We start from the raw sequence: 12,943 nt of genomic DNA, 5'->3' as shown, positions 1-12,943 counted from the left end.
AGTCTGGTCGTGATAATTACCCTTCTACGCCCGTACGCCATGATGCCTTGTTACCCTTGATCTTTGCTATCAACATACAATACTGTATATAAATACAGTCTTAATTAACGGTGATCATAATGCAGTTTTTCACCCCTCCTGGCGATACCAGAGCGAGCTGACCATGTTTGCACTGTGTGATGTGAACGCTTTCTATGCTTCCTGTGAAACGGTTTTTCGCCCGGACCTGAAGGGACGACCGGTGGTCGTGTTGTCCAATAACGATGGGTGCGTCATCTCTCGCTCCGCTGAAGCCAAACCCTTTGTGAAAATGGGTGAACCGTACTTCAAACAGAAAGATCTCTTCAGGCATCATGGCGTGGTTTGTTTCAGCAGTAATTATGAACTTTACGCGGATATGTCCAACCGGGTAATGAACACGCTTGAAGAGATGTCGCCTCGTAGCGAAATATACTCAATTGATGAGATCTTTTGCGATCTTACCGGCGTGCGTAATTGTCGCGATCTTTCCGATTTTGGGCATGAAATGAGAGCGACCGTACTGCAACGCACCCATCTGACCGTCGGGGTGGGCATCGCACCCACAAAGACGCTGGCGAAACTGGCAAATCACGCGGCGAAACGCTGGCAGCGCCAGACGGGAGGCGTTGTTGATTTATCCAATGTGGATCGTCAGAGAAAGCTGATGGCGGCGCTACCCGTCGAAGACGTTTGGGGTGTAGGACGTCGCATAGCGAAGAAGCTTGAGATGATGGGGATTAAAACCGTCCTGCAACTGGCAGACACCGATATCCGGTTCATAAGAAAACATTTCAATGTCGTGCTGGAGAGAACGGTGCGTGAATTACGGGGCGAATCGTGTCTTGAACTGGAAGAGTTTGCCCCGGTAAAGCAAGAAATCGTCTGTTCGCGCTCGTTTGGCGAACGCATCACGGAATATGACGATGTACGCCAGGCCATCTGTAGTTATGCCGCCCGGGCAGCAGAAAAACTTCGCAATGAGCATCAGCATTGCCGCTTTATCTCCGTATTTGTTAAAACCTCGCCCTTCGCGCTTAACGAGCCATATTATGGCAATAGCGCGTCGGTAAAACTGCTCACCCCAACCCAGGATAGCCGGGATATTATCGGCGCATCAGTTCGTTGTCTGGATGCGGTCTGGAAGAACGGCCATCGGTACCAGAAAGCCGGAGTGATGCTGGGAGATTTTTATAGCCAGGGCGTCGCGCAACTTAATCTGTTTGACGACAACGCCCCCAGGAAAAACAGCCAAAAGTTAATGGATGTATTAGACCATCTGAATGCTGAAAATGGCCGTGGCACGCTTTACTTCGCGGGACAGGGTATACAGCAGCCGTGGCAGATGAAACGGGAAATGCTTTCACCCCGCTACACCACCCGCTTTGCGGATCTCCTCACTGTTAAGTGATATTAACAATTGCTGCTAAGTTGTAATTTTCCCCTTGCCGGACCGGACAAATCGGTTATCGTGCCAGGCAACTTTCGCAGCAATAAAAGACAGTGGGATGCGCTATGGCGATTTTTGATGGTCACAATGACCTGTTGCTTAATTTATGGCTTCACCATCGCCAGGATCCGGTAACGGCCTTCTTCTCCGGCATTGAGAAGGGACACCTCGATTATCCACGCATGCAGCAAGGCGGATTTTCCGGCGGGCTGTTCGCGCTGTTCGTGCCGCCGCAGGAGTATATCGCCCGCATGGCGCCACAATACGCCAGCGAGCCGTGGCAGCCGGTCGACATTCTCTGGCAGCAGCTGACGATCCTTAAGCAGCTTGTCGCCCACTCCGATGGCCGGGCGCGATTGTGCCTGAGCGCGGCGGATATCGAACGCTGCCGTCAGGATAAAGTGCTGGCGATGGTGGCGCATATTGAGGGCGCGGGCGGTTTTGACGGCGAGGGAGACGATCTACAGGCTTTCTATGCCGCCGGGGTGCGCAGCATTGGGCCTTTCTGGAACATTGCTAACCGTTTTGGCACCGGCGTTAACGGGGCGTTTCCCGGCAGCCCGGACAGCGGCCCAGGGCTTACCGCTGAGGGTATCGCCCTCATTAAGCACGCTAACGCCCTGAACATGCTGATTGACGTTTCGCATATGAATGAAAAAGCGTTCTGGGATACCGCTCGTCATTCCTCTTCACCGCTGGTCGCCACCCATTCCAACGCCCATACGCTGTGCCCGCAACCGCGCAATCTGACCGATCGGCAGCTACTGGCTATCCGCGACAGCGGCGGCGTGGCAGGCGTCAATTTCGGCAACGCGTTTTTGCGCGCCGACGGTAAACGCGATAGCGATACCCCGCTGAGCACAATCGTTCGTCATATCGACTATCTTATTAACATCATGGGTGACGATCATGTCGCGCTGGGCTCCGATTTTGACGGCATTACGTTGCCTGATGATTTACACGATGTGAGTGGTTTACCACGGCTAATCAGCGCATTGCGTGACAGCGGCTATGATCAATTTGTGCTGAATAAGCTGCTGTGGGGCAACTGGCAAAAGGTATTGCAAAATGTTTGGCAACAATAGGTTACGTTGTAAACATTAAGTTAATTCCTTACATCTTTCGGGTTGAGCTTTGCCCTCCTGTGACGCATTATTTGATGACCATCACAAAACTGGCACAAACAATGGCGTTGGTGCTGCTTTTTTAAAGAGGAAAAAACGATGTGGAAGAAACCTGCTTTTATTGATTTACGTCTTGGCTTGGAAGTGACCCTGTACATTTCCAACCGCTAATCGCTCTGCCCGCCATCCGTGCGGGCATTTTTGTTTGACTACCTGGCCCATCTTCATGTTTATTAAAGTCCTCGGTTCCGCCGCTGGCGGTGGTTTCCCCCAGTGGAACTGTAACTGCGCCAACTGTCAGGGTTTGCGCGACGGTACCCTTCAGGCGACCCCTCGCACCCAGTCGTCGATCATCGTCAGCGATAACGGCAAAGAGTGGGTGCTGTGTAACGCCTCCCCCGATATCAGCCAGCAGATTGCCCATACGCCAGAACTGAATAAGAAAGAGGTTCTGCGCGGCACGCATATTGGCGGCATTATTCTCACCGATAGCCAGATTGACCACACCACCGGGCTGCTCAGCCTGCGCGAGGGGTGCCCGCATCAGGTATGGTGTACGCCGGAGGTGCATGAAGATCTTTCCAGCGGATTCCCGATTTTTACCATGCTCCGGCACTGGAACGGTGGCCTGATTCACCACCCGATCGCGCCGCTCACCGCCTTTAGCGTGGAAGCCTGCCCTGATTTGCAGTTTACCGCTGTCCCCATCGCCAGTAACGCACCGCCCTATTCGCCGTGGCGCGACCGCCCGCTGCCGGGGCATAACGTGGCGCTGTTTATCGAAAACCGCCGCAACGGTCAGACGCTGTTCTACGCACCAGGTCTCGGTGAACCCGATGACACCATCCTGCCGTGGCTTAAAAAAGCGGACTGTCTGCTGATTGACGGCACCGTCTGGCAGGACGATGAACTCCAGGCCACCGGCGTCGGGCGCAATACCGGCCGCGACATGGGCCATCTGGCGCTCGGCGATGAACACGGCATGATGGCGCTGCTGGCCTCGCTGCCGGCAAAGCGCAAGATTCTGATCCACATTAATAACACCAACCCGATCCTTAACGAGCAGTCGCCGCAGCGTCACGCCCTTGCGCAGCAGGGAATAGAAGTGAGCTGGGACGGGATGAACATCACGCTTCAGGACTAACTATGCACATTCGCGAAACGCTCTCGCCGCAAGAGTTTGAGCACGCCCTTCGGGCGAAAGGCGCCTACTATCATATTCACCATCCGTACCATATCGCGATGCATAACGGCGAGGCCAGCCGCGAGCAGATCCAGGGCTGGGTGGCGAACCGGTTTTACTACCAGACGACGATCCCGCTGAAAGACGCGGCAATTATGGCGAACTGCCCGGATCCGCACACGCGTCGCAAATGGGTGCAGCGGATCCTCGATCACGACGGTAGCAACGGTCATGACGGCGGTATCGAAGCCTGGCTACAGCTGGGCGAAGCCGTGGGGCTCAGCCGCGAGGACTTAATCAGCGAACGCCACGTGCTGCCCGGCGTCCGTTTCGCCGTCGACGCTTACGTTAACTTCGCCCGCCGCGCCAACTGGCAGGAGGCGGCATGCAGCTCGCTCACCGAACTGTTCGCCCCGCAAATCCATCAGTCGCGTCTCGACAGCTGGCCACAGCACTACCCGTGGATCAAAGAGGAAGGCTATTTTTATTTCCGCAGCCGCCTCAGCCAGGCCAGCCGCGACGTTGAACACGGTCTGGAGCTGGCGAAGCGTTACTGCGATAGCGCGGAAAAGCAGAATCGGATGCTGGAGATCCTTCAGTTCAAACTCGATATCCTGTGGTCGATGCTCGACGCGATGACCATGGCCTACGCGCTACAGCGTCCGCCTTATCACACGGTCACCGACAAAGCGGCCTGGCACACAACCCGACTGGTATAAGCATGCAAAAAAACTCCATCGTCGCCTTTCGTCGCGGCTATCGCCTGCAATGGGAAGCCGCTCAGGACAGCCATGTCATCCTCTATCCGGAAGGCATGGCCAAACTCAATGAGACCGCGGCCGCGATCCTCGAACTGGTCGATGGCCAACGCGACGCGGCGGCCATCATTGCCATACTCAACGAACGGTTCCCGGAAGCCGGCGGCGTGGATGACGACGTCGTAGAATTCCTGCAAATCGCTTATCAACAGAAGTGGATTATTTTCCGTGAGCCAGAATAAACCCGCTGTCAATCCACCGCTGTGGCTGCTGGCGGAGCTGACCTATCGCTGTCCGCTACAGTGTCCTTACTGCTCTAACCCGCTGGACTTCGCCCGGCAGGATCAGGAGCTGACCACCGAACAGTGGATTGAGGTTTTCCGCCAGGCGCGGGCGATGGGCAGCGTGCAGATAGGTTTTTCCGGCGGCGAACCGTTGACGCGTAAAGATCTGCCGGAGCTGATCCGCGCCGCCCGCGATCTCGGTTTTTATACCAACCTGATCACCTCGGGAATTGGCCTGACGGAAAGCAAGCTCGACGCGTTCAGCGAGGCCGGTCTGGACCATATCCAGATTAGCTTCCAGGCCAGCGATGAAGTGCTCAACGCTGCGCTGGCGGGAAATAAAAAAGCCTTCCAGCAGAAGCTGGCGATGGCCAAAGCGGTCAAAGCCCGTGATTACCCGATGGTGCTGAATTTCGTCCTGCACCGACATAATATCGATCAGATCGATAAAATCATCGAGCTGTGCATCGAACTGGACGCCGACGACGTCGAACTTGCCACCTGCCAGTTCTACGGTTGGGCGTTCCTTAATCGTCAGGGGCTTCTGCCGACGCGGGAACAGATCGCCCGCGCGGAACGCGTGGTTGCCGAATATCGGCAAAAAATGGCCGCCAGCGGCAATCTGACCAACCTGCTGTTCGTCACCCCCGATTATTACGAAGAGCGGCCAAAAGGTTGTATGGGCGGCTGGGGGTCGATTTTCCTCAGCGTGACCCCGGAAGGCACGGCGCTGCCCTGCCACAGCGCGCGCCAGCTGCCGGTGGATTTCCCGTCGGTGCTTGAGCAGAGTCTGGAATCCATCTGGTATGACTCTTTCGGCTTCAACCGCTATCGCGGGTTTGACTGGATGCCAGAGCCGTGCCGCTCCTGCGATGAAAAGGAGAAGGACTTCGGCGGCTGCCGCTGCCAGGCCTTTATGCTCACCGGGAATGCTGATAACGCCGATCCGGTGTGCAGCAAATCGCCGCATCATCATAAAATCCTCGAGGCGCGCCGCGAAGCAGCCTGTAGTGATATGAAGATCGGTCAGCTTCAGTTCCGCAACCGTACCCGTTCTCAGCTTATCTATAAAACCCGGGAACTGTAACGATAATGACCACCCGCATCGTGGAACTGGCAGGCGGTTTGCGCGCAACGCTGGTGCATCAGCCGCAGGCGACACGCGCGGCGGCGCTGGCGCGCGTGAGTGCCGGAAGCCATCACGAGCCACCGCGCTTCGCCGGTCTGGCGCATTTGCTTGAGCACCTGCTGTTCCGCGGTAGCCAGCGCTATCAGGGCGATGATCGACTCATGGCCTGGGTCCAGCGCCAGGGCGGCAGCGTCAATGCCACCACGCTGGCTCGCCACAGCGCTTTTTTCTTCGACGTTGCCGCCGATAACCTGTCCGACGGCGTCGCGCGGCTGCGGGATATGTTGCAGGCGCCACTGCTTTCACCGCATGACATACAGCGCGAAGTGGCGGTCATTGATGCGGAAAACCGGCTCATCCAGCAACATGATTCCGCCCGGCGCGAAGCGGCGGCGCGCCACGCGATGGAAGAACCCGCGGTTTTTCGCCGTTTTCAGGTGGGTAGCAAGGAGTCTCTCGGGCAGGACCCGGGATCGCTGCAAGCCGCGTTGCTCGACTTTCATCGTCGCTATTATGTGGCAGGACACCTGCAATTGTGGCTGCAAGGGCCGCAAACGCTGGATGCGCTGGCCGAGCTTGCCCATACGTTTGCGTCTGGTTTTGCGTCAGGAGGCATGCCTGAAACCGCTCCCCCGTTGCGTCTTAGCGCTGAAGCAGATTATCAGCTGGCGGTGACGGAGCGACCCGCACTGTGGCGTTGTCCGCTCATTCGAAAAAGTGACAACGTCACTTTATTTCGGGAGTTTTTACTGGACGACGCCCCCGGAAGCCTGATTGCCGGGCTACGGGCGCGTGAACTGGCAGAAGAAGTCGCCCTGAACTGGCTTTATCAGGATGATGATTACGGCTGGCTGGCGCTAACGGTTGATAGCGAACGGCCCGAGGACATTGACCCGCATATTACCCACTGGCTACGGGCGCTACAGCAAACGACGGATGAGCAGCAGCGGCATTATTATCGGCTGGCACAGCAGCGTTTCAGCGCCCTGCCGACGCTGGAGCAGCTGCGCCAGCGGGCATTTGGTTTTGCGACCGGTGCGGCGCCCGTAGGTTTTTCCGCCTTCTGTGCTGACTTACTGGCGGCGCCAGTCTCGTATCTGGCCTGCAAAAAAATGGAAACCGCTGAAATTATTGCCAGCCAGGGTTTTGCCCTGCCGCTTAGCCATTGGCGTCGCCAGCCGGTTGCAGATGATAGCCCCATCGCGTTTTCCTTCTACCCGCAGACTGCCAGGTATGCTGCGCCAGCCCCGACGTCAGAAGCTGCTCCACTGCTGCATTTGTCGGCGCAGACACAACCGCCGACGCTGATCCTGCGCAGGCCTTTTTATTCGCGCGTGGACAGGTCTCAGGGGGTGGCGATGGGCAAACAGTTACGCCCTCTTCTTGCTGAACTGCGCCATATCGACGGCAGCGGCGAGTGGCAAACGGTTGACGGTAGCTGGCAGCTCACCCTGCGGCTTCCTGACGCCATGGTGACGGCGGAACCCATCATCGGGGCGATAATCGATCGCCTCTCCCACCCCGCACCTGCTATTACGCCAGCGCCAGAAGGCATTGCCATCCGTGAGCTGCTTCAGCAATTACCTGAACGTCTGGCATCGGACCCGCCACGGGACGGCTGGCTGGCGGCGTTAGTTGGCGGCAGCGCCGGACACGCGCACGGGTTAGCCCGGCAGCTTGGCCTGCTCCGGGTTCCGGTTAACGCTAAGCCGTTGCCGTTAAGCGGTTGTCCCGGCGGGATCGAACACATCCCGCACGCCAGCGCGGATTCGGCGCTGCTGGTGTTTATTCCCCTGCCGCCGGGCGCGTCGCTCGCCGCGCTGCGGCTGCTGGCGTTATGCTGCGAACCGCAATTTTTCCAGCGCCTGCGCGTGGAACAGCAGATCGGCTACGTGGTCAGCTGTCGTTATCAGCGTATTGCCGATCGCGATGGCCTGCTGCTGGCGTTACAGTCGCCTGACCGTTCTCCCGTGAACCTGTTGGGTTGCTGCAAACGATTTTTGCGTGAGCTGACGCCGTGCGATGAGGCAGCGTTCAGCGTGTTGCGACAGCAACTGGCGACGCAGATCCGCTCACCGATGGATGCCAGCGCCACGGCAGTGGCCGCCCTGCGCCAGCGCTATGGTTTGCCGGTGTTAACGCCGCAGGCTATTGATGCCCTGCAACCTGACGAGATAGTCGCGCTATGGCGCGAGATGACTCGCCGTCGCCGACGCTGGCGGGTGCTTTTCACGGGCTGACCGGAATCGCCGCTTTCTTCCTGTGCGTGGTTTTTAGTCAAAAAAAAAGCCCCGTACTACGACGGGGCCGGGCTGCTTATTTCGCTGTTATTTATCCAGCGCGTAGGCAATCACGTAGTCACCACGATCCGGCGACTGGCGTGCACCGCCGGCAGAGATCAGAATGTACTGTTTGCCGGTTTTCGGTGATACATAGCTGACAGGTCCGCCCTGGCTACCCACCGGGAGACGCGCTTTCCACACTTCTTCCCCCGTAGAGGAATCAAAGGCGCGCAGGTAGTAATCCTGGGTTCCCGCAATGAAGACCAGACCGCCCTGCGTGGCCAGCGTACCGCCCAGCGTCGGCATACCGACAGGCATCTGCATACGCATTTTTACCCCAAACGGACCGGTATCCTGAACGGTACCGACCGGCACCTGCCAGACGATTTTCTGCGTTTTCAGGTCAATCGCGGAGAGAGAGCCAAACGGTGGTTTCTGGCACGGAATGCCCAGCGGTGACATGAAACGGTTTTTGTTGACCGAATACGGCGTTCCTTTCATCGGAACAGCGCCCATCCCGGCGTTCACGGCTTCACCGCCCGTGTTTGCCACCGCGCTCTGCGGATCTTGTTTAATCAGCTGGACCCACAGACCCAGACGCATGTCGTTGACGAAGATGTACTGGTTGTTCGGATCCGTGGACAGACTACCCCAGTTCATTCCCCCCAGCGAGCCCGGGAAGCTCAGGGAAATATCGGTTCCCGGCATCGTGTACAGACCGTCATAACGCATTGATTTGAAGTTGATACGACAGGCCAGCTGGTCAAACGGCGTCGCCCCCCACATATCCGATTCTTTCAGGGTTTCCGCGCCAATCTGCGGCATTCCCACAGAGCGCGGCTGCGTTGCCGGGTACTGTTCACGTGGAATATCCGCTGGTTTTACCGGAACCTCTTTCACTTCAGTGAGCGGTTTACCCGTCAGGCGATCAAGAACATAAATTTGCCCCGCTTTGGTGCCCACCACCACCGCGGGCTTGTTGCCCTCTTTTGTCGGGAAATCAACCAGGCTCGGCTGCATCGGGATATCGAAATCCCAGAGGTCGTTATGTACAGTCTGGTATACCCACTTCTCTTTCCCGGTAGTCGCATCCAGCGCGAGGATTGAGGTGGCGTATTTATGATCTTCCGGAATACGGTCAGCGCCCCACAGGTCGACAGAGGAACTTCCCATCGGGATAAACACGGTATTCATCGACGCATCCCAGGACATAGGGGCCCAGGAGTTTGCAGAGCTACGTTTGTAGTGTTCGCCCGGCTTCAGAACATAGTTCGGATCCGGATTACGCGGGTCGAACGCCCAGCGCAGCTGGCCGGTGATCACGTCATAACCACGTATAACGCCTCCCGGCATATCGGTGCTGACGTTATCCGCAACGCGGCCGCCAACGACAACCGTCGTACCCGCCAGCGTCGGGGCCGACGTCAGCACGTAGGTGGGATCTGACGCGTCGCCCATCCCTTCATGCAGGTTAACGCTGCCGTTAGTGCCGAAGTCCGGGCAGAACTTGCCGTTATCGGCGTCTAACGCGATCAGCTTACCGTCGATGGTATTCATCAGGATACGGCGCTGGCATGCAGCGCCCGGTGCGACCTGCGCTGGCAGAACTGGCGTGGAGCCAGCTACCGTTGGCTGTGCCAGCGGTTTGGTGGCATCGAAGTACGCCAGGCCACGGCAGCGCATCCAGATTGCAGACTTGGCGTTGATTTCCGCTTTCCAGATCTCTTTCCCGCTATCGGCATCCACGGCGATCACGTTGTTATGCGGCGTACAGAGGAACACACGATCGCCAACCTGTAGCGGCGTTTGCTGATCTTCTGCGCCATTGCCGTCCGGACTTTCCGGTACGTCACCGGTATGGTAGGTCCAGACCGGTTTCAGGTTTTTCACGTTGTCACGGGTTATCTGGTCCAGCGCCACAAAGCGACTACCGCCAGCCGTATTACCGTAGTGATCCCAGTTCTGCTGTTTCGCATCATCTTTTACCGGCACCAGCGGGCGTTTTTCACCGCTAAACGGCACGGTCGGATGGGGTTGAAACATCTGAACAAAGGTGACGCCCATGGCGATAATAAGGACCGCGCAGACCCCCACGGCCCCTTTTGCGCAGGACGGTTTTCCTTCACGTTTACGCAATGCAGGCCAGGTAGCGGCTGCCAGCACCATCAGCCCGGCGGGTACCATTAAACGGGAAACCAGCGGCCAGAAATCGAGCCCGGCATCGAAAAATGCCCAAATCAGGGTGCCAAGAAACACCAGGGCAAACAGCCCCACGGCAGAGGACTTGCGGCGGAAGAACTGAATCGCAGAGAGCAGAGTGATAACCCCGGCGATGAGAAAATACCAACTCCCCCCCAGGGAAACCAGTTTAAAACCGCCGATGGCAAAAAAGAGCCCCGTTACAAGAAGTATCACACCCACCAGCAGGCACCACGGGCCTAACCAGCCGGATGGGCGGGGATTATTGTCTGACATAAAAATGAATCTCCTGATTACTTTATAACAGCAGGGTTTTATTGACTGCCACGATGCTAAAACCCCGCACAACATCAATTGTTCGTGTGCGAATCATAAATTAAAATTATAATGTAGACAAAATGTATTCTGTCGGAAAAAAAGAAAACTCACTAAAGTGCAGGAACATAACAAAATAAAAAAATGGGATATCACTCTGTAATTCGCCAATACCAGAATATTTGACCAGTCAGTTCCGGCTTATGCGATGAATATCAGGTTTGCCGACAAGTCAGCCCGGATAACGTAAGATTTTTGCATGGTGAAAATTAACTCATTGCTTATTAATTAAGCTTCGCAAATACGATCAGCTCGCGGATTTCACGATATACGTCACCACACCAAAGATATCGAGCGTATCGTCGCTGCCGACAATAATCGGCGAATAGGCGCTGTTCATGGGGTTGAGTTGAATGTTGGGACGCAACTGGAGGCGCTTCACGGTAAATTCGCCCTCTACCGCCGCAATCACGATATCGCCATGCTCAGGCTTGCGGGAACTGTCTACCACCAGCAAATCACCGTTATTAATCCCCCCTTCTATTATCGAGTCACCGGCGGCTTTGACAAAGTAAGTGGAGCTGGGATGGGCGACTAATAACTCGTTTAAATCGATACGCCGCTCTACATAATCCGCTGCCGGGCTGGGGAAGCCGCACTGTACTAAGTCGCTGAAAAGTGGAATAGCAACGATTTCACGCAACTCTGCGGGTCTGAAAAAGATCATAATAAACACCTCCATACTGTTTTTATATACAGTAGTTTTAACTGAGGTATCGATCAAGCCATGTCAGCGTAAGCGGCTGGCTACGCCTTAACCGCTTCGCTTATAACCCTCTATAGCAATGAAGATTATTTGTTTTGTAAATTTTTACGCATGGGCAAGCTTAACGCGTCATAAAACATCACTATGTTATGACTTTTAAATGACTACAAAAACAAAACAAGGTGACCACAAATCACTCCACATACACTATCCGTTGACTTTCTATTTAGACTAGCGCATATTTTACAGCACAAATTAACAAGACAATTTTTGGAGGACGTTTTCTATGCCCGCCCGTGATTATCCCGATAAGCGTGTTGCTCGCGGTGTCGCAAAGGAGGCCGAACTCAGGATGTTAAGCGCGCGCATCGATCCTGCGCTGATGGAGTACATCCGCATTACTGCGTATGAAACACGGAAAAGTAAGCAAGAAATCGTGGCGGAAGCATTAGCGCTTCACCGCCAAAGAAGTCAGATTGGATCATAAACAGCAAAAGCCCGAAAAATCCTCCGGGCTTTTGCTGCCGTCGGGATTACCCCACCAGCGAATTTAACGTCTCCAGCGCCTCAGGCGGCAATACCAGTTCGGCTGCCGCCAGGTTTTCACGCAGATGCGCCACCGACGAGGTTCCCGGGATCAAGAGGATATTTGGCGAGCGTTGCAGCAGCCATGCCAGCGCCACCTGCATCGGCGTCGCGCCCAGCGAATCCGCCACCGCCTGTAGTCCGGAAGATTGCAGTGGCGTGAAACCACCCAGCGGGAAGAACGGCACCCAGGCAATCCCCTGCTGCGCCAGTGAATCGACCAGCGCATCGTCACCGCGATTCACAACGTTGTACATGTTCTGTACGCACACCACGGAAACCATCTTCTGCGCTTCAGCAACCTGCGAAGCGGTGACGTTGCTCAGCCCAATATGACGAACCAGCCCCTGCTGTTGCAGCTCCGCAAGGGTGCTCAGCGGCGCGGCAATCGAGCCTTCCGCCGGTCCGTGGGCGCTAAACATGATCCGCAGGTTAACCACGTCCAGCACATCCCGCTTCAGGTTACGCAGGTTGTCATGCACCGCCTGCGTCAACTCCTGCGCGGAAAACGCCGGCAGCCAGGAGGCATCCTCGCCGCGTCGGGCTCCGATCTTGGTCACAATCGTAAGGTCGTCCCGGTACGGATGAAGCGCCTCGCAGATAAGCTGGTTGGTCACATGAGGTCCGTAAAAATCGCTGGTATCAATGTGATTCACACCCGACGCCACCGCTTCACGCAGCACCGCCAGCGCCGCATTTTTGTCTTTTGGCGGACCAAAAACGCCAGGCCCGGCAAGCTGCATCGCGCCATAGCCAAATCGTTTAACCGTACGCGTTCCGAGCGTGAACGTTCCGCTTTTATCTATGCTGCTCATGCTGACCTTCCTCATAAAAAATGATCCGGATTTAC

General features: G+C 56.1%; 12 protein-coding genes. 9 read left to right on the top strand and 3 right to left on the bottom strand.

Features of this window, described 5'->3' with window-relative positions; all coding sequences use genetic code 11:
- Window positions 1-163 precede the first annotated feature (163 nt).
- The 8 genes from L379_RS12745 (at window position 164) to pqqF (ending at window position 8,186) form a co-directional block, all read left to right on the top strand.
- Window positions 164-1,429, top strand: coding sequence for a Y-family DNA polymerase (locus tag L379_RS12745; RefSeq protein ID WP_032609083.1), 1,266 nt, complete (start codon window positions 164-166; stop codon window positions 1,427-1,429).
- 104 nt (window positions 1,430-1,533) lie between these two features.
- Window positions 1,534-2,553, top strand: coding sequence for a dipeptidase (locus L379_RS12750; RefSeq protein WP_032653397.1), 1,020 nt, complete (start codon window positions 1,534-1,536; stop codon window positions 2,551-2,553).
- Window positions 2,554-2,691: 138 nt separating this feature from the next.
- Window positions 2,692-2,763, top strand: a complete 72-nt coding sequence (gene pqqA, locus L379_RS24980) for a pyrroloquinoline quinone precursor peptide PqqA (RefSeq protein ID WP_002905689.1) — start codon at window positions 2,692-2,694, stop codon at window positions 2,761-2,763.
- Window positions 2,764-2,818: 55 nt separating this feature from the next.
- The gene (gene pqqB, locus L379_RS12755; RefSeq protein ID WP_017384563.1) at window positions 2,819-3,736 is read left to right on the top strand and encodes a pyrroloquinoline quinone biosynthesis protein PqqB; all 918 of its coding nucleotides are present in this window, start codon (window positions 2,819-2,821) and stop codon (window positions 3,734-3,736) included.
- 2 nt (window positions 3,737-3,738) lie between these two features.
- Entirely contained in the window at window positions 3,739-4,494 is a 756-nt protein-coding gene (pqqC, locus tag L379_RS12760; RefSeq protein WP_003857506.1) for a pyrroloquinoline-quinone synthase PqqC, read from the top strand.
- 2 nt (window positions 4,495-4,496) lie between these two features.
- A complete protein-coding gene (gene pqqD / locus L379_RS12765; protein ID WP_003857508.1) occupies window positions 4,497-4,775 on the top strand; it encodes a pyrroloquinoline quinone biosynthesis peptide chaperone PqqD in 279 nt (92 codons plus the stop codon).
- Window positions 4,762-5,904 (top strand): pyrroloquinoline quinone biosynthesis protein PqqE, encoded by a 1,143-nt coding sequence (gene pqqE, locus L379_RS12770; protein WP_022651046.1) that lies wholly within the window; start codon window positions 4,762-4,764, stop codon window positions 5,902-5,904. Before pqqD ends, pqqE begins: the two co-directional genes overlap by 14 nt.
- A gap of 5 nt (window positions 5,905-5,909) precedes the next feature.
- Window positions 5,910-8,186, top strand: a complete 2,277-nt coding sequence (gene pqqF, locus L379_RS12775; RefSeq protein ID WP_032653394.1) for a pyrroloquinoline quinone biosynthesis protein PqqF — start codon at window positions 5,910-5,912, stop codon at window positions 8,184-8,186.
- An 87-nt stretch (window positions 8,187-8,273) separates the two neighbouring features.
- Here the strand turns inward: pqqF and L379_RS12780 are convergent, their stop codons facing one another.
- Both L379_RS12780 and L379_RS12785 read right to left on the bottom strand, forming a co-directional pair.
- Window positions 8,274-10,703, bottom strand: coding sequence for a glucose/quinate/shikimate family membrane-bound PQQ-dependent dehydrogenase (locus L379_RS12780; RefSeq protein WP_032653391.1), 2,430 nt, complete (start codon window positions 10,701-10,703; stop codon window positions 8,274-8,276).
- A gap of 346 nt (window positions 10,704-11,049) precedes the next feature.
- Window positions 11,050-11,469 (bottom strand): translesion error-prone DNA polymerase V autoproteolytic subunit, encoded by a 420-nt coding sequence (locus L379_RS12785; protein ID WP_032653388.1) that lies wholly within the window; start codon window positions 11,467-11,469, stop codon window positions 11,050-11,052.
- 325 nt (window positions 11,470-11,794) lie between these two features.
- Between L379_RS12785 and L379_RS12790 the strand changes: the two genes are divergently transcribed.
- The gene (locus L379_RS12790; RefSeq protein ID WP_003857516.1) at window positions 11,795-11,995 is read left to right on the top strand and encodes a hypothetical protein; all 201 of its coding nucleotides are present in this window, start codon (window positions 11,795-11,797) and stop codon (window positions 11,993-11,995) included.
- A 46-nt stretch (window positions 11,996-12,041) separates the two neighbouring features.
- Here L379_RS12790 and L379_RS12795 read toward each other — a convergent pair whose 3' ends face one another.
- Window positions 12,042-12,908 carry an aldo/keto reductase family oxidoreductase gene (locus tag L379_RS12795; RefSeq protein WP_032653385.1) on the bottom strand — a complete coding sequence of 289 codons (867 nt, stop codon included), beginning with the start codon at window positions 12,906-12,908 and terminating at the stop codon, window positions 12,042-12,044.
- Window positions 12,909-12,943 lie beyond the last annotated feature (35 nt).

The sequence above is a fragment of the Enterobacter sp. MGH 33 genome, assembly GCF_000534535.1.
Classification (GTDB): domain Bacteria; phylum Pseudomonadota; class Gammaproteobacteria; order Enterobacterales; family Enterobacteriaceae; genus Enterobacter; species Enterobacter hormaechei_C.
This window is presented reverse-complemented; position numbering and strand designations above follow the sequence as displayed.